The sequence below is a fragment of the Cytophagales bacterium genome, assembly GCA_033344775.1.
Classification (GTDB): Bacteria; Bacteroidota; Bacteroidia; order Cytophagales; family Cyclobacteriaceae; genus JAWPMT01.
Genome location: JAWPMT010000006.1, coordinates 340357 through 366379 on the forward strand (window position 1 = coordinate 340357; position 26023 = coordinate 366379).

Genomic DNA, 26023 nt, shown 5'->3' on the forward strand with positions numbered 1-26023 from the left:
GACTTAGATGAGTTCCCTATACTCGGATTTGACAAATACAGAAATACCCAGGATTGGCAGAAATTAGACTGGAAATAACATGCTTTACTTTTTTCTCAATCAAAACCATGAGGCTTAGAACAAAATAGTATTGACTGACAATGAAAAATACTTCGATTTATCTCCTATCGCTCTTTGCGTGGCTATCCGCAGGTTTGAAACAACCAATTCAGGAGCCTATTTACGAAAATTTAATTCAACGCCCTTTCTCACATCCTGAACTGGAAGACGAACTTTCAATTTCAATCATCGGTCAATCAATCGTCGACGGTACCGCAATTTTTACCATAAATACCCACGATGGACGAAGGATACACCATGAGGAATTTCCGGCCAGATTCCTCGTTGGATATGGACTAATTGGAGAAGAAGCTACAGTTGAAAATATGGAGAAATACATCAAAAAGCATGTTGATGAATTCTTTGTGGATGACCAATTCTCAAATCCGGCCATTGCAGCTGATGAAGAAAGGGATGAAGATTATTCTGATCCAGAGGCCTGGAAGGACATTAAATCCGATCAAACCGCAATTGGTTTCTATTACCGCGTTGGAGAAGAAGGTGGATGCCAAATTGCCTATTCAAAAAAGCAACGTAAAACGCTCAATTACTTTTGTTGCTGTTGAGCAAGCTTATTGAAAAAAAATGGTTTGATTTAGGAATGGCGACGTATAGGACTGATTAGCGTGATTGTTCTGTCCTAAAAAGCTAAATGGCAATGAAATGATTGATAAAAATTTAGGAATCCACCGTACGAAGCAATTCATGGCAAAGCCCTTCAAGTACAATTGTTTGTGGATAATATTCCTCCTCTCATCTTTCGCGTGTCAGACTGACCATAATAGTGTCGACGAATTAGATGGAGCAACTAACGATGTGAAAAGTTCATTGCAACAACACACCGTGCTTTCAGATGGCCACCTGATGAATGTCTGGGAGAAAAAGGCTGAAAATACCAAAGGTGCGATCCTTTTCATTCATGGAAGGACCTGGAGTAGCTTACCCAATTTTGATTTACAAGTAGCTGATGAAGAGTTGTCTTTGATGGATGGCATGGTTGCGCAGGGTTATACTGCTTATGCACTGGATCTGCGTGGTTATGGGGCAACACCAAGGGATAGCACGGAATGGCTGTCACCCAACAAAGCTGCTAGCGATATTCTCAATGTTTTGAATTGGATTTCTTCCCAAAACCAGGGAATAAAAGTCCACCTGTTTGGTTATTCGATGGGATCAACCTCCAGCTTGCTAGCAGCTCAAAAAAGCCCTGAAGACATAGCGAGCCTGACCGTATTTGGGTATTGGCAAGACCTGGATACACAAATCCCTGAGAATCCCGATGAGCAATTGCAGAAAATCGTCAACACTGCTGAAGCTGCTGCCAGCGATTTCATTACTCCGGGTAGTATCAGTCAGGTAGCGATAGACGCCTATGTAAAGTCAGCACTCGCTGATGACCCAATAAAAGTGGATTGGAGGTATGTCCACCAATTTAATGACATCAACCCGTCCTCCATTAGCACGCCAGTCCTTGTGCTGCAAGGTGCCTTAGATCCGATTGCCCCTACAGACAGGCAAGCTAAGCTATTCACCAGATTAAAGACTTTTGACAAAAGTTGGGTCGTCATATCCGGCGGAGATCATGCCGCCTTTTTGGAAGCATCCAGAAAAGATTTGATCCATTCACTGACAGCCTTTATTGATCGGTTCAATGAATACTAGTCTGTATTTCAATCGAGGCTATTATATAGAAGTGGCCTGGCTACGCTATTTTTAAGGTACAAGCACTGGCTGGCTCCCGCGATCCTATTGTTTGAACCAAAATGATAACCATGACAATGAAAATTCTAAAACTCCTGCTATTCCTTTTACCTGTTGTCTTATTTGGGCAAGGGCCAATTGCCAATGAAATTGGTCAATTACTTCAATCCGGAGAAGTCGATAAAGCAAAAGAAAGAGTTGAATTCTATCTGAAACAAAATTCCAAGGAAGTTGATGCCATCATGATGAAGGGAAATGTTGTTCTAAATCAAGAATGTTGTGATAGACCCATAATCGTTGAAGCAAATACCGATGAATCCATATATGACACCACTATCGGTTTCGTGGGCGACGGGGGTCCGATGGTGGTATCAGAAGAAACAGGAACAAAAGTGGCTAACCTTTGGAAAAAAGCAGTGAGTCATGACCTAAGCAGGACAGACATTCATTTTGGCATTTGCCAGATCTATTCTATTTCCATGATGACCGATGAACTCATTGATTATTTGCCAACCTTAAAGCAGCATATCAAAAATGATGATCGACTGCATTACTCCATGTGCGACTATGCACGTAACCTGAAAGATAGAGGTGATTTTGAAGCGGCAATAAGGGTCTACAAATTTGTCACAACCTTATTTCCGGAAGAAACAGGTCTTTACAGCGATATCGCCGCCGAATATTTCTTCCATGGAGATATCGAACTGGCCAAAGAGAACATTGATGTGGCCTTGAAAGATGAAAACATTGATCAAATGTCATTGGGCAATGCCTACTTTTTCTACGCCCTAATGGGAGAGAATGAAAAGGCATTGGCTTGTTTGAAAAGACAATCCAAGTTCACAAATATCGATGAATCACTATTTTACGAAGCACTCCTTAATTATTCCAGAGGGCTATCGTGGGAACCTCAAATGAAGCAGTTTCTGGCCATTGCTAAAAGTCAAAGTTGGAAAGAGGTCGCCGACTTTATGTTAAGTGATGCCTATGACGAAAGTTTTGAGTCGTACTTAAAACTCAACGAAATGACAATAGATGATGGGTCGAAAATCTTGATTCATAAAGCCTTCAAGACTAAAACGCCGGACAAACTTGCCCCCTTCTTCAATTACGCAGAAGTCCTCACGTTCAATCAAATATTTGACGATGCCATTGAAGCCTATGAGCAAATTGAGAATTCTGAATTAATTAGTGATCAGGAAGACCTTGAAAATGTTGCCTACAATCATGCCTGGTCGCTTTGGAAGTCCGGAAGAAAAGAACAATCGTTAGTACAATGGAAAAAACTCGATGAGTCTGAGAATTTCCTTTACCAAAGTGCCAGCGCATATTTTCAGGGTAAATTCTACTATGACCAGGACGATAAGGTGAAAGCCAAGGAGTGCTTTGGACGAGTTCAGGAAACCGCCAACCAATCGAAATATGCAACAATGGCCTGGAACTACTACAATAGCATTGATTGACGTTGATATCTAGAATGCAATTTCGGTTGGAGTATTTGAGATGACTTAAAAACAAGACAATTATGAAGGTCCTTTATTACTTTTTTATGGTGCTGTTATTTATGGTGTCCTGTAGCGATGCCACAGAGAACAAGGATATTTCAACAGAGTTTTCGGAACTTTCAGAGCGTTTAAACCCAACACAGGTATTTGAGATTAATCCAGAAAAAGACACCACAATCATTGGAACGAAAGGAACACGTGTATTTATTCCGGCCAAGTCATTGGTTTCAGATAGTGGAGAACTCGGAAGTCCATCGGTTAATGTCACGTTGAAAGAATTTTACACTTTTTCGGAAATGATCCTTAATGGATTATCGACTACCTCCAACGGGGAGCTGCTCAAAACTTCCGGGATGATCAAAATCGAAGCTTCTAGTCGTGGCAAAATGCTGGACTTAAAAAAGGGTTCCTCCATCAAAATTCAATTCAAAAACACGGCTTCTGCCCCCTTTATGCGAACCTATCTTGGACAAAGAGACTCTACAGGCATGAACTGGCAGCTAGACGAAGACAATATTGACGATACCATAAAATATAATCAACAAATAGAATGGATCATAGGGTTGGATTATGGTGCGGATACGGTGCTTTCAGGAACAGCGACTTATGGGGTCGTTGGTAATGATACACTAGAATTATTCAGAACAGAATGGGAAATGGATTCTGCAGGATTTATCCGTGAGCCGCTCTTTTATGAAATTCATTCAACAAAATTGAACTGGATTAATTGTGATCATTTTCTTGGTTCCAAAGATCTTATCGCAGTGAAAGCTAACAAACATAGCAAGGTAAAAACATTGAATTATCTGGTTTTTCATGATCTCCATGCAATCATGAGTTCCTGGGAGACCATGGGTAAAGATGCCGTTTTTATAAACATCCCTCGTAATTCAAAGGTAAGTGCCATTGGAATCGCTAAGGAGGGTTCCAATTACTATCTGGCGGCTAAGAAGCTAATATTAAAGGAGGGAAATCAACGAATTAAGCTTAAGTATAAAAAATCCAGCCTTGAAAAAATAGTCTCCAAGTTAGAAGAGCTGGAATGAGTCATTTGAATCATTGTATGAAAGGTTAATTCAGAAGTAAAGCAATTGCTGGAATTAAATTGATAGCCGTGTATTTCTTTATCACATGAGTAGCATTCGATTAACAGAAAAAGAGCAATGGAACTTTAAAGTTGATAAAGCTGAACTGCTGTCAGGTATTGACAAACTAACCGGAAGTACTATATGGCACAATGCTAAGCGAAAAGAAAAAATTAACCTTTATGTGGGAGAGCTAACTGACGATGGGTTTTACATCCGTGAGAATCCAAATATTGCACGGAAGACCTCAATTAGTGGCCGTATTAATCGAACGAGGTTTTCAGGAAAATTAGAGAGTGACTCGGGTGGGACTACTGTTGAGGTTACTGCAAACCGGGAAGACCTATATGTCTTCGGCCCTGTCGTCAGCCCAATATTCATTGGAATCATAATTATCTTAAGTCTGAAGGATTATCTCCTTTACCAATTGACTGTTGGGTTGATCACCCTTGTATTAGAACTGTTGATCATTAGAGGAATAAACGCTGAAATAAGGGAAGGAATGGCGAAACTAAAAAAGAAGCTAGGTGAAATTGAAAAGGCACACAGTAACGACTGGTAAGACGGAATTTCTCTTATGACTTTTGAGATTATTGTAGGTAAAACATTAAAATCTGATACTTTAGAACGAACAACCAACTAAACAGATGACCATGAAAACAACGCTGACTTTCTTATTTGTTCTAACACTCACCTCAATATTCGGACAAGCCACGATTGAATGGTCTCCGGAATACAGGCTGCAGCTCAAGGACTTTCAATCTCCCCAAACAGAAATCAACCCTGAGCTGAATTCATACGCTATTTTTTCTGGGAACAACATGGAATTCAGCTATCAAATGACAAATGCGCAATTCATGTTCACCAAAAACTTCAATTCAAAGGTGTCGACCGTATTCAACAGAAATGCTGCCGTAATCACAGCACCGGACTCTGCAATGGCACAAAAGCTTGTCAAATTCGGACAGTACAGTTTTGATTTGACTGAACTCTATTCTCGGAAATTCCGAAAGAAGATGTATGAAAACAAAGGTGTATTCTCGGATGCCAGTTTTTTTAAGCCGATTCATGAGGAACTTCAGGAACAAATGAATGCCGAATTAGCACGGGTGATGAAGGCAATTGACCTGGGACAAAAATCCGAGCTATTAAATGAGGAACATCAAAAAGTATTGCGCCAGATTGAGGAGATGTCCGACTTCTGCAAGGAGTGTAAGCCCCCCAAAAAGAAAAAGAAACGCTCGCAATCTTTGTACGCTTGATCTTCACATCAGCTGTAACCAGGATTCATAATAGGTTTAGCAACAGAATGATATTCCAGCGATTGTATTACCTTAATCGCAGCATGCATCGTTTCAAATATTTATTTGTTTTTGGTTTTCTGAGCTTGTTAGGATCATTAGCAACTGCTCAGACGGAGATTTCCGTTCAAGACTGGAAAGAATGTGAGAGTTCCGGTCTTTTTACTAAAAAGGTAAGGTCTCTAGGCATTCCTTGTGAATTGCTGAAAAAATCAGCATTTCCTATTGACGTAGATACGCGAAACGCCGGTAAACAATTACAGCTCAAATACCTTGGATGTGGTGGTTTCTATATTGGAGACGAAATCAGAGGGGTGTTGATCGATCCATTTTTCTCGCAATACTCGATCTGGGAGGTTGCTACAAAACAGATTGAACCCATTGATGCGGATATAGAGAAAGGCTTAATGTCCATCAGGCAAGACCTGCACGATAAGACAGAAGCGATCATCACTGCTCATGCACATTACGATCACTTAATGGACGCTCCAACCATCCTAAAAAGATACCTGGATTCAAGCCGATCAAGACAACCGTTCATCTATACTTCAGAAACCGGAGCAAAGATATTAAGCACACAATTAGACAGTTCCTCGATAAAATCAATTCCCAAACCTACCGGAAATGGACAAATCATGGATACCCTGTATTTGAATGACAAAAGCATCAGGGTCATCCCCGTAAGCACGAATCATGCCCCTCATGCAGTAGGGATCACTTTAGCCGCGAGCCAATTGAAACCTAAACATTTGAGGAAATTTAGCGGCAACGATAAATCAAGGTTTTGGTGGTGGAAAGAGGGCAGTAATTACGCCTTTATCATCGACTTTCTTGACCAAAATCAAGCGATCGAATTTCGCATATATCACCAATCTTCTGCTTCCGCTGGAAAAGGAGGACACCTTCCTGAAGAGGCACTAGACACTGAAGCGGAACAAATAGACCTGCTCATACTCGGAGCAGCCTCTTACGACAAGGTCAAAAACTATCCTGATTCGCTTTATAAAAACCTCAACTCCCCGAAAAGATTGGTTCTCTGCCATTGGGAAGATTTTTTCCAGCCATATGGGTCCGAAGCTAAAATGGTAACATTAACACCCGTCGACAAATTGATCTGCCATATCCATGAAAATTTATTAAAATGGAAAAAAAACGAAGCTCAACAACTTTTTGTGCCTGAACCTGGGGTCGAATTCCAAATAATGTACTGATATTTAAAGTGGGGTGTTCGCAATCAAGGGTCGTTACGATGCTTGGTCAGAGGATATTTTGTCAGTATTGAGGTTTATGTAACCAAAAAGCCTAACTAAATGGGAAAAATTTGGGATTGGATAAATTCTGCCTATTCCGGGTTGAAGAATCATGAAAAGGTGATCGCTTTAGTCCTGATCTTCACCACATTTCTGATTATCTTCTTTCTTGGAGAATTTGATATAGACGGAACTAAAGTTAGTTACAAAAGGACATCATCAAAGGTGAAGCGTCTAAACGATTCTATCAAAACGCTCAACGACTCTCTTGTTAGTTTAAATGGTTTGTATGACCACATAAAAACTGAGCCTAAAGGAGGAGAAGAACCGAGTGTTGCGACTCCCCAAAAAAGTAACGACTCACAAGAAACTCAGGCATTGAGCAATCAAATAGCGAAGCTCAATAATGAAATAAAAGAAGTCACTTCGGACAGGGACGCGCTAAAAGAGAAGTATCTGAAATTATATTGTTCACAATATACCCTACGGGTTTATGGTCCCGGTCAGCTGGAAGGGGAATTAACACCCTGCATTAATAAACTTAAAGCAATGGGTTTCGACGCGGAATATGTTAAGCTTTCAAATGCTAGGACAAGTTTCAAATATTATGAAAATGAGGCCACGGAAGCCACGGAAATAATATTGAACGTGTTCAACACATGTAAATCTGACTTGTCCCTCTCTCCGGAACTAGATTCGGACAGTAAAGCAGCCAAATCAATCCAAATTAATCTCAAATGAACCGCATCCTAATTCTTCTGGTCCTTTTGACTTCCTGCAACGTGAACAAGATGGTTGATCAGGGCAAATTTCGAGTGATCCCTATTCAAATGAGCCGTATTACGTTCATTGAACATTATAAGCAGTCATTTGGGTTTTCTGAAGACCCTCAATCCACTGACCCGGAGCGGGTGAAAGAACTTGTTGGAAAATTGATCGGTGAAAGCAACATCAAAACACTGGAAGGTGACCAAGTCAAATTCATCAATGAAGATGGTGTTAATGGGGAAGTATCAGTGGAAGGAATAGTGACAGCACAAATCGGACTATACGCTGACCTGAAAAATTTCTACGTCGACGGCACGGGGGTATTCAACGTGATTTGGAAACCAGAACCTAATGCAGAAAGCGTCATCTTATTTCGTGCCGATTTCTATTTTTTGCCTAATAAGATTGCACTATCCGAACTAAAAAAGGGAATGGTAAAGGTTGATTTTCGAAAGTACCTGATCAATCAGTATGCTCCGATTGCGGATGAGCTTAGCTATGATTATGATGAACCCATCTCGGTTGACTTGTATTTTAAGAAACTGGAAAATATGGAAGTATATCATCTGGATTACGAAAGAACTGCAGGTCATCCGGTTTACATAAGAAATGAAGCCATAGGCCAGATTACTTTCGATAAGCCATCTATTGGCTGGGATGAGTACATAACAAGCCGATACATCGATTTAAGGGGATTAAATTCCATAAGGGATGACTATGATCAATAGCCTTGGGTTCGTTTAAATTACTCCTTTTCAATGTCACCCAATAACGTGACCTATCCTTGAAAAAAGAGAATCACTTTTCCCAAAAAATGGCAGTTAAAAGCGAGGAAGAGCTCAGAACAATCATCGTAAGTGAGGATCATGTTCTATTGGCAAAACATGCCGCCAAATGGGAATTGGAACAAAGGAGCATTATCGTGAATACCCACCTCCCTGATGAAGAAAAAGCAATAGAACATGCAAATGCCTATCAGGAACAAATCCTTCAAGACAAAATTGCAAGTAATCGGTCACGAAAATACCATGCTGATCGATTGCTTTGGGGATCGATTACGGTGGTCTTAATGGCAATCTTCTTATTGATCAATAGCTTTATAAAAGGTAGCTGGCTAGAGGAAATATTCTACTTTCTGTTCTTAATTGTTATTGGACTATTGGGAACTCTATATGCCTTTAGTGTAATAAACCGAAGGCTTTACAACCGTATCATAGTCTTCCTTAAAGGAAAGAAAAAGGGTTAGTTTACTGAATACAAGTTCCAGAAAGTCCCATCAATCCACTATCTTCCTATCAAAACCCTTTGGCCATGCTCTGCGAACACCTGGAAAACTTCGAAAGAAAAAAGCCTCGAATTTATCAATGTGATGAATGCGTGAAAACCGGTGACACCTGGGTGCACTTACGCACCTGTCAGGAATGTGGGACCACCCTTTGTTGTGATTCCTCGCCCAACAAGCATGCGACTGCCCATTTCAAATCACACGGACATCCGGTGGTAGTCTCCGCAGAACCTGGAGAATCCTGGGCCTGGTGTTACGAGCATGAGATGATCAAAAAGCAGCGGGTGTAAGGTGTCTTTTGTCAAACCTCATCTAATCCTTAAACCCCGCTCCATATTCCTCATGTCGTGAAACAAAATGCAGGTTGGCTTTCACAAAATCAAGCGGATTTCCGACATCAAATCTTGTTCCCTGAAATTTAACGGCGTAGGATTCTTGTGTTTCCAGTAGTTGATGCATCGCATCCGTCAACTGGATCTCATTGCCGTAACCAACTGTTGTGTTTTCCAGACAATGAAAGATCTCCGGTGTAAATACATACCTTGCAGCAATGGCCAAACGAGAAGGTGCCGCTTTAACAGAAGGTTTTTCTACCCATTGATTCACCCGATAGGTTCCTTCATCTATAAGAGTGCCGTCCATGATCCCATAGCGACTGACTTTTTCCAAAGGAACCTCCTGAACAGCCACTACCGATGATTGCTGTTGGTCAAACACATCGATCAGCTGGCCAAGCACAGGTCGATCAGTCGCTGACTGACAAATGGCATCCCCCAAAAGCACTGCAAACGGATCATTTCCGGCAAATTCCTTTCCGCAATAAACCGCATCGCCCAGTCCCTTGAGCTCTTCTTGTTCAACGAATGTGATCTCACAATCGCCGGCGAGCCCTCTCAGCTTCTCTAGCACTTCATGTTTTCCTTTTTGCTCGTAGTAAGGAGCATTGGGAAAATCACTGGCAAAATGATCTTGAATGGCCTTCTTTCCTTTAGAAATGGCCATCAGAATTTCAGAAATACCCGAAGCAATGGCCTCCTCCACGATGTACTGGATCACCGGTCGATCAACGATGGTCAGCATTTCTTTCGGCACTGATTTGGTGGCAGGCAGCATACGTGTTCCTAAACCTGCCGCAGGAATTATCGCTTTCTTAACCTTCATTGATTAACAATCGTCGGTTTAAAAATATGGATGTTTTGTGCTTCAAAAGTTCGTTGCAATCGTTCATACATTTCTTCTGACGTGTATTGCCCGATGATCGTTCCCCCTGATCCGGTGAATTTAGCACTTGCTCCATGTTCTCGCGCCAATCGGATCATATTCAGGTGAGCTGGAGCAATTTGACAAATGGATTGACGGAGGTCAAAATTCCGATCAATCAGCGTCCCAAGGTTTTTTTGTTCCACATCACTTTCCAATGCCTTTTTAGCCTCTGTGGTTAATTCTGATAGCTTTCGCATGACCCGATGTACCTCAGACTCACCCCGATCGTACCTGCTTCTCAAATCATTGTGAATAATTTCCGACCCTTCGGGCTCCCCTTCCATGTAGGCAATGTAGAGGTTTTGAAAATTTGTTTTTTGCATCGGCTCATAGGTCCCATAGCCTTTCAAATCCATCAGGGCCTTGTCAAAATCCATGTAGATGGGACATTCGAAGGCCTGCACTACGCGATCTTGTAAACCCGCACCTATGCCCATCTCCTGAGTCTCAACGGCCAAAACCTCATTGGCCAGTAAATGTGGTGGAATTTCCAGGTTAAAGTACTGCATCAAAGCACGCCATGTAGCTGTAATGATGGCACTTGATCCCGCCATACCTACCTGCAGAGGAATATTACTTTCGAAATTGATCTCAAAACCAGCGTCGGATAGATTAATTTGATGCGTCTTAGCATGGTCTGCAAATCGCTTTACAGCAGCTTGCAACAAAGACTTTTTTGTTCGTCCGGATACCGATCGATGTAGACCTTGAATGTCAGGATAATGCTGATCATCATCTTGCAACTTTATGCCTGATAATTTTGGCTCTAAGGCCACTTTGGCTTGAAATTCTCGAAATGGAAAAGCGATGGTCTTGCCAAAAAACCCGTCAGAGGGGTTGCCGAATAAGGCGGCTCTCGGATAAGCGATTCTACGGATCAAGCGAGTGTGTTTTGACGGATGTTTTCAACCATTTTTTCAAGTTTACGACCGGCTTCCAGATATACATTGTAACGATGATCTCCATCACTGGTGGCGTCATCTGATAAATGAAAGACTTTACCCAAATGCGGTTCGATGGCCAGGAATCCATCGTACCCATCATGAATGAGGTCGCTCAAAATCAAGTCCAAACGAGCATCACCCTCTCCTGGTAATTTATAAACAGGTTCACCTTCTTTTTGCTTCATACGGGCATCCTTCACGTGAATGTGGACCACAGCATGTTTTACTTTTTGATAAAATTCCCAGGAATCTTGCCATGGAAAAGGTTCAGATTTGGAACGATCGCGCTGAAAAATAGGGTTTCCCGTATCAAAAACGAGTTTCAGGTCAGGAACCGAATCTATCAATCGTAAGGTATGATTCGCTGAAAATCCTCCATAATTCATGCAGTTTTCATGTAGAGGAACCAATCCAGCATCCATGAATCGTTTGGTGATCTCTCGCAATCTTCTGAATCGTTCCGATCGGTGCTGATCATCTCCCCAGGGTTCTTGTGCGTATGACATGATGCGGGCATACTTCACTCCCATTTTTTGCATCCGTGGGATACAGCGTGCCACTTCCTGAATCGTGATATCAAAGTCCGAATCGATCTTTTTGGCCCAATTCCCGATGAGCGTCCCAAATTCGGCTACTGAAACCCCCGATTCATCCAGGATTTCAATTACGTGATCAAACTCACGCTCAGGCAGGTCATGAATATTTTTTCCATTGAATGTCCGCGCAGAAAGGTATTGCCAACCCAGGTCTTTGGTCACCTGGATCTGCCCTGCCAGGTCATCTGCTGCTTCATCGGTAAATCCTGAAAATTTCATGAAATGGAATTCATTTATCGGATATCGAAACTAAGGTAATTTGCAACGTCCAAATCGTCATGCCGGTTTTTATTGACATAAATTCCCTAGGATGTCGATAAAATACCGGTATCTCCTTGACGATTTTTACCGGTTTGACATCAAAATGCTTGAAGAGATAAATCATCTGGCACTTTACAACTCCACCCACTTCCCATTACTCCTCGCACTTTCATAAATCGCATTGATCAATGCCACGGGTTTCAGCGCTTCCTCAGCATCCACGTTCAATGGCGCTTTTCCTTCAACAGCTGCCACAAAGTTTTCAAAGTTCTTCTGGTGACCCTGAAATTTGATCGCCTTTGGATCATTTGCACCCTGTGCTTGCTGTGACGCTCCCATCAGGTGATCCCGAACGTAAGTATCCGAACCCCGAGCCTCCTTAAAATCCCATAAGCGAAAATGTTCATCCGCCAGAATTACCGCTCCTTTTGAGCCATAAATATGGATCTCTGCCGGATTTCCTTCAGTTGACCAAATGGAAGTAGAGCCCTGAATCACTCCCTTTGAGCCGTTTTCGAATTCAAGCATGGCCATGGCTGTATCTTCTACTTCTATGTTCCGATGGGTCAAGGTTCCCACACTGGCCGTCAGTCGTTTCGGTATACCCAGGAAATAAATGAGCAAGTCGATGGTATGAATGGATTGGTTCATCAGTGTCCCTCCGCCATCTAGCTCCCAGGTTCCTCTCCAGGCCCCTGAATCATAATAAGCCTGATCCCGGGACCATTTGATGTTGGCTTCACAAGTGATGATCTGTCCAAATCGTCCTGCTTCAATAGCTGTTTTCAATTGAGTAACCGATTCGTTGAACCGTCGATTGAAAATGCCCCCGAGTAATACCCCGTTCTCTTTAGCAAGTTGCTGTGCCTCATGTACACGATCCGGCGTGATTTCCAATGGCTTTTCACAAATCACATGCTTACCGGCAATTACCGCGGCCTTGATCCCGTCCAAATGCGCTCCTGAAGGAGTAGCAATGGTGACCATGTCCAGTTGATCAAGATGCAAGAACTCATCAAGGTCGGTGTAAGTTGGACATTCATGCTTTTGTGCAAATGCTGCTGCTTGTTCCGGCTTCCGTATGTATGCCCCGGCAAGTTCGGCTCCTTCCATCGCCTGTATTGCCTGCGCATGAAGTGCAGCAATCATTCCACCGCCGATAATCCCTATTGATTTCATGACTTTTCCTTTTTGAAAAAACTAACGATGCCCAATACCATCAAGGCAGGTAAGCCGATCATTCCTACCCAACCCAGGTTACTTTCCAATGGATTTACACTATTGACTTTTGCCCAGATGGCCCAAAACGATGCAAATGTGGCGATAACAAAGGCCAGAATCATGGCGATATTGGGCAGCAGCCTTTTCGCCGGGAGTTCATCGTCAAGCGCCTTTTTGGAATTCATCAATAATAAGAATACCAGGTAGGCAATGGGCAACAGGGTCGTGGCAATCACTGACGCGGGCACGGCCAATGAAGTTTTAATCGCTCCGGACCAGAGAATAGGAGAAAGAAACCCGGTAAAGGCCGGGATAAACGCACCAATGATGAAAAACTGCGCGTTTTTCGGTTGCCCTAAGGCTTCAGCAATTGCATAACCATTGATCATCATGTGCACCAGCATGGTACTGATGGCCATGGCAAGTACACCCACACCAAATATCAATTTGGACCAGTCGCCTAGGATAGGCCTTAGGGATATCGAAAGATCAGTGACCGTCCGTTTGGCCAACATGGTGCTCAAGTCATTGTCTGCTTGCGGAAGGTTATTCCTTAATTGTTCTTTCGCTGAATCACTCAGCGATGAAAATTGAGGATATTCCGCTGACAGCCGTTGGTCTATCACCTGGTGGAAAGCCTGTTCATTGACGAGGCTGTCTCGCTGAGCATGGAACTGCGAGGCAGTGACAATGATTAAGAAGGACGCTCCTAATATGAATGGGATGAATAAGCCAAAAAACAGATCGAATCGGGCCAATTCCCGATCTGCCTTTCCCCAGCCTCTTTTTTGCAAGGTATAAGGTAAAAGGAAGGTCATATTGATCCCTACGGCCGTACCAAAAGCCCCGATAATGATATCGCGTTGGCTACCGGAAATGTAGTTTTCCCAAAATGTTTGATAAGCTCCTGTGTGTGAGATATAGGCATTGTAAGCTCCTGTGGGATGAAAAAGTGCAGTAAAATCAGGGATCAGACCACTTAGCAAAGCTGAAAACTGGATATCACCATTGAAAGCCAAGGATAAGGTCGCTGCGAAAAAACATAGCACAATGATGGCTACCAGTACTTTAATGACCTTATCCAACAATTGAGAGATCTTGCTTTCTCTGGAAAACAGCCACATCATGACCATTCCAAAAAGAAAAAGCAGAAAGGTAATGACGTAAGTTTCGTCTTTCAATAGTCCAAGGCTTCCCTGTAAGGCATCGGTGCCCAGCGCAAATTGCGCGGAACAAAACACGACATTGGCCACCACACTTGCGATCAACCAACCCCAGGCCAGGAATTTAGATACGTGCCGTTCAATCAGCTTGAACGGGCGGTCTTCTTGATTGGATTTACTTAACGTCACGTGGCTGATGGCCACCAGCATGACATAGCCAAACAACATGGCAAGGGGCTGCAACCAAAGGAACTGATATCCTCCGATAACTCCCAGGTACAAAGCACTAACTAGTGTCCCTCCTCCGAGGGTGACTGCTGCCTGAATCCAACCTGGGCCACTTTGACTTGCGTAATAACGGAATTTGGAAAATGTAATCATTTTTGGAAATGCCTGAGCGGTCTTGACACATAATGACACGAACAAGCATCCCTAAATATAAGTGTTCAGCTTGGTATGAGGCTTTGGAGTTCGAACCAATTGCTTCTAATTACGTAAAAGCAACTATTGAGAATATTGCATTTCTCACCATTAATCCCGTCTTTTGGGCTCTAACACGTTCAGAAAACATGATCAGATAAATCACGAATCGACTCGGCACCTATAAGACACTCCGTCTTCACTCATGGATATGGGCACCCGATTCGTGAAATCATTCCTTCTTGAGGCTGATCATATAATTCCCTTTTTCGATATAGCAATTATCCTTTTTGCGGTCTGGCGTATTAATGATTCGGCATAGAAGCGATCGTCCATTTCCGGGAATCATTTTATTCATTTTTAATTCTGAAGCTATGCCGAAAATCGTTTATTACGTAGCCACCTCACTCGACGGCTACATTGCCGGTCCCAACGAGGACATCAGCCTGTTCGTTTATCAGGGAAATGGTGTTGAACAATACCAAAAAGACTTACTGGACTTCTCCACCGTTATCATGGGTCGAAGGACGTACGAATTTGGTTATCAATACGGGTTGAAACCCGGACAACCTGCTTATCCACACATGGAACATCATATTTTCTCTGATTCTTTGGAGTTCACAGAGGAAGTACACCCGCAAGTGCATCTGCAAACGAAATCTCTTGATAGAGTCCAAGAGGTCAGAGACCAGTCGCCGACAGATGTTTACTTATGTGGTGGTGGCGTGTTTGCCGGATGGTTATTGGAAAATGACCTGATTGATCAACTCAAGGTCAAATTGAATCCGATCATTTTAGGAGGCGGAACCCGATTATTTGGAAACGCTAAAACCAAAATGAAATGGGAATTGGTTGATCATTCCAGCTTTGAGGAAGGATTGCAGATCTTGACTTATGAAAAAAGTCAATAAACAAAAAGAGGGTGTCTTTACCGACACCCTCCTGGTTTATAGCTTATACGCTATTGATTATTGCTTCATAAATCTGGAAACGTAGTTATTGTCTCCATCTGTGATTCTGAGCAAATAAGTTCCTGGCTCTAGTCTGCTGATGTCAAGCTTGCTTTGCGTTCTCTCAATGAGGCCTTGCATTACTTTTTGACCAGTGATTGAAATCACCGTGTACGCCGACTCTCCATCCAGCTGCGTGCTGATGTTCAGCTCAGTGCTTGCTGGCACAGGATAGACAATCAATGCGGTTGCATCTACATCATCGGTACCCAACGACTCTTCACCGGTAGTGGTGAACAGGTTAGCATTGGAATTCGGACAAGTTCCTTCGTGGATAACAATATTTCTGAAATAGGAATTGTTGCCACTTCCTGCATCATTGTCATTAACAAACACCAGTCTGTCAGACAACCCTGTGTAGAACGTACCTACAGGAATGCTGTAATTTGTCCAGCTTGAACCAGAGTAATTGTCATAATCTGTGATTCCCCAGTTTTGAGTACCGTGTACTTTGAACGTAAGAGAAGAATTGGCATTGGCATCAGAACCGAAAGCAACCCCGTGGATCTCACCCTGGCTTGTACTTCTGAACTCAAAGTCAATGACTGTACTGGATGTGATATCGTAGCTCATAAGTAGAGACCTCCAGGTATTGTCCTCCAACAATACGGTGTTATTATCAGGGAAAGAGTAAACTCCATCATCTGAACCTGTGTGAGTCACCAGCGAAGCGCCAGCAAAAGAAATTGGATCACAGGCTCCACCTGAACCACCACCACCTGTCGTTACAGATAGGTCATCAATGGCAATGTCACTGGACCAGCCGTTTCCGGTTGTTCCTACAAATCTTAATTTCACTGTACCACCGACGTAGGTATTCAGTGATACATCAATGGCATTCCACTGATTACCCTGATTTCCAGAGTTACTCCAAATGCTGGACCATGTTGTTCCATCGGTGCTGGCTTCTACCGCCAATGAACCTACGTTGTTTCCATACATGTGATTTGCAAAAGAGAAGGTAGCTGCGGTTTCTCCTGAAAGATCAAAACAGGGACTTTCCAGAATTGCAGTGGCATTATTTCCGATTTGTCCGGCGCTACCGTTAGTAGACGCTTCCAGGAATAAATACCATGAACCTTCAGTAGCGGAGCCAGGGCCTGTGTTGTTGGACGGTGTTCCATTGGCATCTCGGTACCAGTCACCATCATCGCCGGACGCCTGGGTCCAACCGTCGCCGGACTCAAACCCTTCTGAATAGGGGAACGAGCTTACCGTACTGCTACATGAGATAGGCTGAGAACCAGTAGTCGTTACGGAAAGGTTAGCAGCATCGCCACTTCCTCCTCCAGAACAATTGGCTACTACACTTGTGCTATAAGTAGTACCGGCAGTTAATCCAGTAACAGAAGTGGAAGTACCAGAAACTGTCGTTGAGTTACCACCTACGGTCACCGTATAGTTAGCTGCACCGGAAACACTGTTCCAGGAAAGGTTGAACGAATTGTCCTGAACGTTAGAGGCAGAAAGGTTTCCAGGAGCGGCCAGCGTACATGAAGGACCGGCAGAAATACCTGTTACCACCAAACTGAAAGCCTGGCTACCGCTTGAAAGATTGCCTTTATGAGTCACCGTGATGGTATAGCTACCAGAAGCATTGGCGATATCCACACGCTCATATGGATCCACGATGTTATCCTGTTGTGCATTGGAATTCACACCTGTTAGGGCATATGGGAAATACGTAGATCCCCCTTGCGTAACGCGAATGTCCAGGTCATTGACCAAAACAGGAGTAGAAAGGTTGATCGTCCCAGTATTGATGGTTCCGGCAGGGTCAGTCCAGCAAATAGAAGCCAAAAGTGGTCCGCCAGTGGCATTTACCGTAATAGAATAGCTTCCTCCCTGACTCAAGGTCAATTCATCAATGATGGCATCAGTACCATTTTCGTTGATGGTTTCTGCCGCTGCTTTGGCATTTAAAAGTCCCCAGCCATAGATCGCATCAGGACCAGTAATTCCGCCATCATCAGCCGTGTGTAGCGCCAACGCTTTCAACGTAGAAGATCGCATGAACGCACCATTCAAGTTGTTGTAATGCTGCTGAAGCAAAAGCAATGAACCCGTCACGTTAGGGGCAGACATGGAAGTACCATTGTAAGAAGAATAGGCACTATTGCTGCTGGCTACCGCAGAATAAACACCCGCTCCATTTCCTGTGATATCAGGCTTGATTCGGTAATCATCCGTAGGGCCTTCACTACTGAAGTTGGTAATAGACACACCATTGATGGTACCATCAGGATTGACACTAACATCATTGGCTGCCGCAACTACCAGGTTATTCTTGGAAGTCTTATAGGCATTCAACTTGTCAAAAGACGAATTTCCTTCCAGCGGACTGGAGTTTGCCGTATTGTCATCTCCATCGTTACCAGCAGAAGAAACCATCAAATAGAATGGGGCATTGTACATGATCTCATCCACATCTCTGGACTCTGCGATGTAGGCACCACCATAGTAAGCAGGTAGCTGCACCTGACCAAACTGGTTTCTCCATCCGAAGCCATAAGAATGATTAGAAAGCAACATGCCATTGGCCGCAGCGGTAGTCATTTCCGCCAGGTCACTGTTCCAATCGCTATTGCTTGATTGAGCATAGGTGGCCATCCCTTTTGCAGCGGCCTGAAAACCTGAGGCAATGATGGTTCCTGTTACGTGCGTGGCATGACTACTTTGTGAAGTAGCCCCATCAATTTGACTTGCCCGGTTGTTACCACCGGCACCATCAAACTCCTGGTGTGTTGCTCTTACAGCACCACCATCCCACACGTAGGCAGTCATTCCCTGGCCGTCAAGGTTTAAGCCAAGGCCTCCACCACTGTTGAGAAAGTTCGTTCTTGTTGAAACCGCCGCATCCACATTGTCGGTCACATAGTAGAACAATTTTCCATTTGGACCGATCTTCATCAATTCGGCTTCTCCACTCCCGTCGGGCAAGGTATAACGCAGCGGCAAATTATTTTGCAAAGCAAAATTTGTCGCGATTTGCTTCTCAAGCTCCATGGTCTGAGTAAGGCGATTTTGAATAGCTTTTAGATTAGGTCCGTTGGACTGATTGATAATCGCTTGACGTTGTTGTGCTGTTTGTGCAAGAACACTAAACGAAGCAAAAAATGTAAGCAGAAAAAGTAGCTTAACTCTCGTAAGTTTAAGATTCATAAAAAATTTAAGGTTGATTTAAATAGTCAATATAATGGATAAAGAGGGGAAGAAATAACTTTTGAAAAGCCGTTTCACGCCCCTGTAAGCGACGTAAAAATTCAGCATATACACCCTTAGTTGTTTTGTTTAATTAGGTATTTAGTTGTTGATACAGAATTTTTAATACACTCATTGTTAATTGACAGAATATAAATTTTTTGCAATTATGTGGCATAAATGGCTAGATCTCCGTGCAATTCTCTAATATCGGTTGTTTTCGTTGCGCTGGTTGCCAATTAAATAGAGTTGTCTGGAAGAAGAACCCCTGACCCTGGTAGGCTTTTCAGGGGGCATTGTAACTAGGTTAGGATTTTTATCAAATGTTAGTAGATAGTACAGTCTAAAGCAGCTTTCATCTTCATTTCTCCATAAGTACAAGTGCATGAATTTGTTGAGCGGTAATCATGTTTATGAAAATTAAACGTTTGTTAGTTATCGCATACGAAAAGTTTCTAATTTTCAAGGGTTTTAGGACAATGGAACAAAAACAAAAGATGGGTCGTTTTGAATGCGCAATGCCTCGACTGTTGTTCATATTCGCTTTACTCTGGACTCCTCTACTACAGGCACAAGACATAGAGGGGATCATGAAGGACCATTATTCCGCTTGCAAGCAGGACTTTTGGGACCAGGTTCAAACAGTAAATATCAAAGGCATTTGGCTTAGGGATCAGGAGAAAGCCAATTTTGAATTGTTAGCAAAGAAGCCCGGAAAGATCATGATCCGTGGCCGTTGGCAAGTGGAGCCTTACGCTGAATCTTTTGACGGCTCCAGCGGCTGGACCATCGCTCCATGGACCGGAGTAAAAACACCACAGCTGATGCTGGCCAAAGAACAGCTGTTGTTACAGTCCGTATTTGATTTTGGCTCACCAATACCGAGAGATGTAGCCCTGGAATATCGCGGAGAAGGTGATGCTTTCGGAATCCCTTGCTATCGTTTGGTAGCAATTGTGGATGGCGTTGAATACGAGTACTTCGTAGACGAAGAAGACTTTTACCTGAGGCGAATGGATCGTAGAGAACTCATCGGTAATCAAACACAGATTATGACCAAACGCTATGATCAATACCGTAAATTTGGTGGAGTAGTGATCCCGACATTGGTCATTGTTCAGGTCGAAGATCTGAAAAAAGAATACGTGTTTGATGATATCATTGTCGGAGATGGCATATCTAACCTAACTTTTAGAAGACCCGAATGAGCAGAAACTTGAAAGTGGCCATTGTTCAATGGTCCGCAGTACACCTCGATATTCAAGCCAGCGTCGAAAAGGCGTTGAAAGGCATCGATGAAGCGGCAGATCAGGGAGCACAGTTGATCGTCTTTGGAGAAACCTGGTTTTCAGGATATCCCTCCTGGCTGGATTACAGTCCGGAAGTTGCTTTCTGGGATCATCCACCGGTGAAAAAGGCGTTCTCAAAAATGCTCGATAACTGCCTCACTAAAAACGGATCAGAAATTCAGACCCTGCAAGCCAAAGCGCGGGAACGTCAGGTTTCTTTGGTATTTGGTGCCAATGAACGGGATGATGAAAAAGCAAAAGGCACCATTTATAATGCTTTATTCTTTATCAATGAGCAGGGAGAGATCGTCAATCATCACCGAAAACTGGTCCCTACGTACAGTGAAAAAATGCTGTACGGTGGCGGAGATGGTCACGGACTGGTCAACAGCACACTATCTGATGCGAAAGTGACCGGATTGGTTTGCTGGGAGCACTGGATGCCCCTTTCTCGTCAGGCATTGCACGATACCGGAGAGGAAATACACATTGCTGTGTGGCCAAAAGTGCATGAGATGCACCAGGTCGCATCCCGACAATATGCATTTGAAGGTCGTTGTTTTGTGCTAGCGGCTGGACAAATGTTCCAGGCTAAAGATTTTCCGGAAGGCATCAAATTGCCGGACGATTTGGATCCCAGTACCTGGGTCCTGAATGGCGGTAGTTGTATCATCGCCCCAAATGGAAAATACATCGTAGAGCCACAATGGGATGAAGAAAAGATCATTTATGCAGAAATAGACCTGGACCAGGTCAAAGAGGAATCCATGACCCTGGATGTGACCGGTCACTATCAACGTGATGATGTCTTTTCTTTGGAAGTGAACCGATCCCGAAAAAGTAATTCCTGAGACAATTTTCCACGGGAATCATATATTTCAGAACTTAAATCGGTTCGAAAAGATTAACTCAAATACACAATTACAAATCGAAATACAGATGAAAGCATATTGGAATGGACAATTGTTGGCGGATAGCGATGATACCATTGTGGTAGAAAACAATCATTACTTTCCTGCAGACTCTATCAATAAAGAGTTTTTCAAGGCCAGCGAAACACACACCATTTGCCCCTGGAAAGGTGAAGCGAGTTACTATTCCCTGAATGTAGATGGGAGTGAAAACAAAGATGCGGCCTGGTATTACCCGACTCCCAGCGAGTTGGCCAAAAAGATCAAGGATTACGTGGCGTTCTGGAAAGGCGTAGAAATCAAAGACTGATATCCTTTGTGGGTTTGGTCGATGGGATCACTCCAATTTTTCAAAAAATAGGTGTACGGGTTTGCCGAATAGAATGCACGCTTTTGCACCAAATAAAAAGTCCTGTCAAAGGTGATGACCAATGACAGGACTTTTTTTATGATGATCGTTCGATTATCGGTTCTTCAACTCTCCAGCCCCAAACATGGTGAAGCCTTTGATGATGATTGAAGGACTATCTTCATTTACATCGGGTGCTCTTCGTTCGTCACTGAAGCCGCCAAAAATGGATACTGCTTCGATTTTCACTCTCCAGTCATCCCGAACCACTAACTCACAGCCGCCAAACATCGTGAACACTTCGATTTCGATCGGGCCACCATTCAGGGGGAAAGACTCCCGCAGATCAATGGTAGATCCTCCGAAAATATTGATGACGCGGCCGCCTTCCAGCTCCTTGCTGGTAAATTGTTTGTCGCCACCACCAAAAATGTTCACATCATCAAAAAAATGTTCGCTCTTGTCTGTGGCCCCTCCCGATTGTGCTCGTTTGTGTCGGAAAATAAAGGCTACGCCTACGATGATGATGATTACTGGCCAAAAATCCCTAAGATCATAAGGCCCATACTCTTCGAGTAAAAAGAAAGCTCCCACAGAGACCAGGATGATGCCGGGTGTCTTTTTTCCACTCAGGAAGTTGAATACACCGATAGCGACCAATAGCATCTGCCATGATTTCAAAAAATAAAGTTCATAAGGGATTAAGCGCAAGTTGAAAAGCAATAGCACTACGCCGATAACGACGATAAATATCCCCATAAGTGCTCTGCGAGAAGTTTCCATAATTTCTAACTGTTAATAAAACCAACCAAATAGGAAGGAGATACTGGCGGCCGGGCTGCTGACTTCACTCTGTTTATAGTGAAAGTCATCCACTCCGATTACCTGTTGGTATCCCACCCCAACGTTCAATTTGAACCAGTGGGTCATGTTAAACTCGACTTCAGCTTGCGGAAAAATGACAAAAATCTGATCATCCACATTGGAGTTCGCGTCATCTCTTGCTCTGTAGTCGATGCTTCCCCAGCCCAATTTAGAACTAATTCCGATATGAGCCAGCTTGCTGGGTTTAATGTTGTACCCGAGCATGAAGCCACCATGACTGATGTCCACATCATATTCGTTACTGTTGCTTCTGGCAGTAATCGTCTGATCTCCACTAAGTCCGAGACCGTAACCACCAAAGTAAAAAGTGTTGTCGAGCAACACCGCTCCGCCACCACCCGTATAGGGCATGACCTGACCATCTAAAGAAGCCAGCGTAATAAACACACCACCAAATCCGGAGATACTTTCATAATCGTTGCCGATCAGTACATCCGGTCGCTGACCAAACGCGGTAGTGAGTGTCGCAAAACTTAAAATGAATAAAATTTTCTTCATCCTTTTTAATAATTAAAGTTTAAGAGACGTTTCAAATTAAGATAAGGACAGTGTTATGTGAAGAAGGCTTCCGCAGGATTGTCAAATTGGGTAGACGAATTGTCGAAAAAGGTGACTCAATGGGCTGTCAAAGTGACAGATTGAAAGGGGTTGTTCGGACAAAATGACTTTTACCTGTTTTTTGGAACAGCACTGGTACACGAATTGTTATAGTATCCAGGAACAACGCAAATGGTAAGTAGAGAGATGAAAGTAGATAAGAATTTAACCCACAGTCTGGCCCAATCGGCTGCTGTGATGAATGGGATCAACGGTGGAATTACCATGCCGGTGATGTCTTTGAAGAGAACGTCCGATGAATATATATTCAACATTCAGTTGGCAGGAGTAGATCCTGACGATTTTAGTGTTGAGATCGATAGCCACAACCTTTTTGTATACCACCAAATGAGATTTGATGAAGACATGGAGGTGCCTTATATGCTTCAGCGACTGATGATTCCTGCCAATGTGAGCTATGAAAAGATCCGAGCAGAATTCGACGAGGGTAAATTGAGGATCGTCATGCCTTTCAACGAACTGGCCAACGGCTACCACCGTGATGTGGATATTGTGAGGAAATATTAAACTAGATCGTCATACCGGTTTTTGATGACATAAATATCCGAAGGATGTCATCAAAATACCGGTATCTCCTTCGACGATCTTTATAATTCTAAAAAACCTGCAGCGTAAGTCTTCTGAAGTATAACTTGAGCCACATAATAATCACAAGTCACTGACTTGTTTCCCTTGAAGGATGGTTAAAAACCTCTAATAAAGGGTTTTTTGAAATTGCTAAAAAACACATGGAATCCGGAATTCGAGAATTGTCAACCTGGAAAAGCTTACCTCCGAAGAAAGTACCCGGTTGGTTAGAAGCCGCAGTTCGATTTCATTCGAGCCAAATGGATGTTCCTAATAAAGTGGTTACAATTGATTGCGATGGACTTGATTCTGAATTAAAGTTTCATTGCGCTCTGGGAGAGGCAGTAAATGGCCCCGGTGGGTATTTTGGGAGAGGACTAGATGGGCTATCTGATTGTTTTTGTGGAGGGTTCGGAGTAATAGGCAAATTCACTTTGAATTGGTTAAACCATGAGGTTTATAAAAATCGATTTCCCGAATATTTTGATTCGATTGTAGAGGTATTCAAATCAAGGAATATGACGCTCAATTTGGGCTAGATATAATAGCTGGCTTAAGTCTTCGCGACCCGGTCTTCCTTAGGATGGACTTGAGTCTCAGAATAATCACAAGTCTCTGACTTGTTTCCCGATACTAAACCTTCTTTTTTATCCCATTCCATTGCAATAGTTCCTGGAATGAAATAGCATTGAACTGTCCGCCTGCTGCGAGGCATGGCTTCAACTATTGAATACAATTGGCAGTTCTCAACATCATACCACTCATTGGAGGCATCCTGGCCCTATTACTTGGGTTGCAGGTCATGCTAAACCGCAGCCAAAACAAGCAATCACGGTGGGTACTGGGTGTGATCGTTTTGTTGAATGCTCACAACCTCTTCGAGTCCTATTTATATTATAACGGCTGGGAATGGCCTGGTCAGGGCCTTTCGTACCTGCATTACCACCTGATCGGATTCCTGTTTCTGCTTTACAGCTATTACCTGTTTCGAATAGAAGTCAGGATCAAATTCTGGTTTTTCTTCATTATTGGGTTTACCTTCCTTCGGCTGATCGCCTTATCGTATCTCGAAGAAGACACCCTGGATACGGCCACTTCATTTACTCCAGAGATCATCGCGCTTACGCTGGATAATTTGCTTTCCATTCTGTTGAACATGGGTCTGCTGATCCTGGCATATTCGAAAATCAGACGCATCAAACTCACGGTAAATCCTAATCCTCAGGAGCAAGCCAATTATTCCTGGGTCAAAAGCCTACTTCTGGTTGCGATCATACTGTATGTCGCCGTTTTTTTACTCAATGTGGTTGCGGCGCTCGATGAAGAATGGCTGATCTACTTCAAAATAGAATCGGTGATCAACAGTGTGTTTTCTCTTGCATTGGTATTTGCCAGTATGCGCATTCCTGTTTTTTCAATTCATGGCGATTTTCAGGACCTGGATCCTGTCAGCAAAAAGAAATACCTCAAATCCTCTTTGTCCGGTGAGGGTTCAAGCAAACTGTGGCAGGATATCCAACGGATCATGCAGGAGGAGAAGCCTTATTTGAATGCGGAATATCGCCTCAGTGATTTGGCTCAGCGTGTGGACCGATCCGTGCATCACGTTTCCCAAACCATCAATGAACAAGAAAGCATCGGTTTTTCGGATTTCATCAGTCATCTGCGGGTCGACGAAGCAAAAGCGCTGCTGGATGCAGGACGTGCCAGTGAAGTGACCATACTCGCCGTTTCTCTGGAAGCCGGTTTCAATAGTAAAACGGCATTTTATAGTGCTTTTAAGAAAGTAGTAGGGAAGTCTCCGTCGGCCTATTTGAAGGAAAAACGTTGAATTTCTCTTAGCAATTACTTACCTCATTCGATGAAAACAGTCTTAAAAATTCTCGTCCTCTGCCTTCTTTTATCCTGTGGGAAGAAAAATCAAGCATCGAATTTTAAAAAGATGCAGCTAAGGGTAATTTCCAACTATGGAGCGTATGAAATGTTGGTGTCAGATAGCGTCTCTTTAGAACAAGTTCGAAGTAAAATGGTCGATTTGGACTGGAATAGTTTTCATCAGGTAGTATTAGAACAGGAGAATGGTGACTGGATCGAAGTTGGAGGAAATCTGTTGGATGATGGTCTTTCTGCGATGTATCAAGAAGCCGGAAGACAGTATGAAATAAGACAAACCCCAAAGTCAGTTGATCAATTGACCGAAATATTGCTGTCTTATCTCCGAGGAGATAACAAATTCAGGGAGGATCACAAATTTCATTAAGTAATTGAGTTCCGTATAATACCTGAAAGAATGGAATGTCCCGTCTGCTATTTTGAAGAGGGCCGAAGGGG

Annotated in this window: 27 protein-coding genes; 19 read left to right on the plus strand and 8 right to left on the minus strand. The window is 43.2% G+C overall.

Translation table 11 applies throughout. The features are described 5' to 3' along the window. The first annotated feature begins 140 nt into the window (after positions 1–140). From R8G66_31230 to R8G66_31280, 11 genes are all read left to right on the plus strand, one after another. Entirely contained in the window at positions 141–665 is a 525-nt protein-coding gene (locus R8G66_31230; protein ID MDW3196891.1) for a hypothetical protein, read from the plus strand. A gap of 97 nt (positions 666–762) precedes the next feature. Then, complete coding sequence (locus R8G66_31235; GenBank protein ID MDW3196892.1) at positions 763–1761, plus strand: alpha/beta fold hydrolase; 999 nt, start codon at positions 763–765, stop codon at positions 1759–1761. A 116-nt stretch (positions 1762–1877) separates the two neighbouring features. After that, a complete protein-coding gene (locus R8G66_31240) occupies positions 1878–3263 on the plus strand; it encodes a hypothetical protein (GenBank protein ID MDW3196893.1) in 1386 nt (461 codons plus the stop codon). Between the two features lie 62 nt (positions 3264–3325). Next, the gene (locus tag R8G66_31245) at positions 3326–4351 is read left to right on the plus strand and encodes a hypothetical protein (GenBank protein ID MDW3196894.1); all 1026 of its coding nucleotides are present in this window, start codon (positions 3326–3328) and stop codon (positions 4349–4351) included. Positions 4352–4436: 85 nt separating this feature from the next. Next, complete coding sequence (locus R8G66_31250; GenBank protein MDW3196895.1) at positions 4437–4952, plus strand: hypothetical protein; 516 nt, start codon at positions 4437–4439, stop codon at positions 4950–4952. A 91-nt stretch (positions 4953–5043) separates the two neighbouring features. Next, a complete protein-coding gene (locus R8G66_31255) occupies positions 5044–5652 on the plus strand; it encodes a hypothetical protein (protein MDW3196896.1) in 609 nt (202 codons plus the stop codon). An 83-nt stretch (positions 5653–5735) separates the two neighbouring features. After that, positions 5736–6902, plus strand: coding sequence for a hypothetical protein (locus R8G66_31260; protein MDW3196897.1), 1167 nt, complete (start codon positions 5736–5738; stop codon positions 6900–6902). Between the two features lie 99 nt (positions 6903–7001). Further along, complete coding sequence (locus R8G66_31265; protein MDW3196898.1) at positions 7002–7682, plus strand: hypothetical protein; 681 nt, start codon at positions 7002–7004, stop codon at positions 7680–7682. Next, on the plus strand, positions 7679–8437 hold the full coding sequence (locus tag R8G66_31270; GenBank protein ID MDW3196899.1) for a hypothetical protein: 759 nt from the start codon (positions 7679–7681) through the stop codon (positions 8435–8437). Before R8G66_31265 ends, R8G66_31270 begins: the two co-directional genes overlap by 4 nt. A gap of 86 nt (positions 8438–8523) precedes the next feature. Then, positions 8524–8955 carry a hypothetical protein gene (locus R8G66_31275; protein MDW3196900.1) on the plus strand — a complete coding sequence of 144 codons (432 nt, stop codon included), beginning with the start codon at positions 8524–8526 and terminating at the stop codon, positions 8953–8955. Between the two features lie 65 nt (positions 8956–9020). Beyond that, positions 9021–9284 (plus strand): UBP-type zinc finger domain-containing protein, encoded by a 264-nt coding sequence (locus R8G66_31280; GenBank protein ID MDW3196901.1) that lies wholly within the window; start codon positions 9021–9023, stop codon positions 9282–9284. Positions 9285–9306: 22 nt separating this feature from the next. On the opposite strand, the gene galU is transcribed toward R8G66_31280, so the two are convergent. From galU to R8G66_31305, 5 genes are all read right to left on the minus strand, one after another. Next, the gene (gene galU / locus R8G66_31285) at positions 9307–10155 is read right to left on the minus strand and encodes a UTP--glucose-1-phosphate uridylyltransferase GalU (GenBank protein ID MDW3196902.1); all 849 of its coding nucleotides are present in this window, start codon (positions 10153–10155) and stop codon (positions 9307–9309) included. Continuing rightward, positions 10152–11138, minus strand: coding sequence for a GHMP kinase (locus R8G66_31290; GenBank protein ID MDW3196903.1), 987 nt, complete (start codon positions 11136–11138; stop codon positions 10152–10154). Before R8G66_31290 ends, galU begins: the two co-directional genes overlap by 4 nt. Continuing rightward, positions 11135–12016 (minus strand): sugar phosphate isomerase/epimerase, encoded by an 882-nt coding sequence (locus R8G66_31295; protein MDW3196904.1) that lies wholly within the window; start codon positions 12014–12016, stop codon positions 11135–11137. The genes R8G66_31290 and R8G66_31295 overlap by 4 nt, the downstream gene beginning before the upstream one ends. 174 nt (positions 12017–12190) lie before the next feature. Next, complete coding sequence (locus tag R8G66_31300; protein MDW3196905.1) at positions 12191–13237, minus strand: Gfo/Idh/MocA family oxidoreductase; 1047 nt, start codon at positions 13235–13237, stop codon at positions 12191–12193. After that, on the minus strand, positions 13234–14823 hold the full coding sequence (locus R8G66_31305; GenBank protein MDW3196906.1) for a divalent metal cation transporter: 1590 nt from the start codon (positions 14821–14823) through the stop codon (positions 13234–13236). Before R8G66_31305 ends, R8G66_31300 begins: the two co-directional genes overlap by 4 nt. A gap of 413 nt (positions 14824–15236) precedes the next feature. Here R8G66_31305 and R8G66_31310 point away from each other — a divergent pair, with 413 nt between their 5' ends. After that, on the plus strand, positions 15237–15773 hold the full coding sequence (locus R8G66_31310; GenBank protein MDW3196907.1) for a dihydrofolate reductase family protein: 537 nt from the start codon (positions 15237–15239) through the stop codon (positions 15771–15773). A 57-nt stretch (positions 15774–15830) separates the two neighbouring features. Here the strand turns inward: R8G66_31310 and R8G66_31315 are convergent, their stop codons facing one another. Further along, positions 15831–19034 (minus strand): S8 family serine peptidase, encoded by a 3204-nt coding sequence (locus R8G66_31315; protein MDW3196908.1) that lies wholly within the window; start codon positions 19032–19034, stop codon positions 15831–15833. 518 nt (positions 19035–19552) lie between these two features. Here R8G66_31315 and R8G66_31320 point away from each other — a divergent pair. From R8G66_31320 to R8G66_31330, 3 genes are all read left to right on the plus strand, one after another. Beyond that, positions 19553–20281, plus strand: coding sequence for a hypothetical protein (locus R8G66_31320; protein ID MDW3196909.1), 729 nt, complete (start codon positions 19553–19555; stop codon positions 20279–20281). Further along, positions 20278–21213: a carbon-nitrogen hydrolase family protein gene (locus R8G66_31325; protein ID MDW3196910.1), complete on the plus strand. Its 936-nt coding sequence runs from the start codon at positions 20278–20280 to the stop codon at positions 21211–21213. Before R8G66_31320 ends, R8G66_31325 begins: the two co-directional genes overlap by 4 nt. Positions 21214–21301: 88 nt before the next feature. Continuing rightward, positions 21302–21583 carry a DUF427 domain-containing protein gene (locus R8G66_31330; protein MDW3196911.1) on the plus strand — a complete coding sequence of 94 codons (282 nt, stop codon included), beginning with the start codon at positions 21302–21304 and terminating at the stop codon, positions 21581–21583. Between the two features lie 153 nt (positions 21584–21736). Here R8G66_31330 and R8G66_31335 read toward each other — a convergent pair whose 3' ends face one another. Together R8G66_31335 and R8G66_31340 are read right to left on the minus strand one after the other, a co-directional pair. After that, positions 21737–22405, minus strand: a complete 669-nt coding sequence (locus R8G66_31335) for a DUF5668 domain-containing protein (GenBank protein ID MDW3196912.1) — start codon at positions 22403–22405, stop codon at positions 21737–21739. 12 nt (positions 22406–22417) lie between these two features. Next, positions 22418–23005 (minus strand): hypothetical protein, encoded by a 588-nt coding sequence (locus R8G66_31340; protein MDW3196913.1) that lies wholly within the window; start codon positions 23003–23005, stop codon positions 22418–22420. Between the two features lie 246 nt (positions 23006–23251). On the opposite strand from R8G66_31340, the gene R8G66_31345 reads away from it, so the two are divergent. The 4 genes from R8G66_31345 to R8G66_31360 all read left to right on the plus strand — a co-directional run bounded on the left by R8G66_31345 (position 23252) and on the right by R8G66_31360 (position 25952). Then, positions 23252–23632 carry an Hsp20/alpha crystallin family protein gene (locus R8G66_31345; protein ID MDW3196914.1) on the plus strand — a complete coding sequence of 127 codons (381 nt, stop codon included), beginning with the start codon at positions 23252–23254 and terminating at the stop codon, positions 23630–23632. A 221-nt stretch (positions 23633–23853) separates the two neighbouring features. Beyond that, complete coding sequence (locus R8G66_31350) at positions 23854–24231, plus strand: barstar family protein (GenBank protein ID MDW3196915.1); 378 nt, start codon at positions 23854–23856, stop codon at positions 24229–24231. Between the two features lie 197 nt (positions 24232–24428). Further along, entirely contained in the window at positions 24429–25523 is a 1095-nt protein-coding gene (locus R8G66_31355; GenBank protein MDW3196916.1) for an AraC family transcriptional regulator, read from the plus strand. Between the two features lie 111 nt (positions 25524–25634). Beyond that, the gene (locus R8G66_31360; GenBank protein ID MDW3196917.1) at positions 25635–25952 is read left to right on the plus strand and encodes a hypothetical protein; all 318 of its coding nucleotides are present in this window, start codon (positions 25635–25637) and stop codon (positions 25950–25952) included. Positions 25953–26023: the final 71 nt, after the last annotated feature.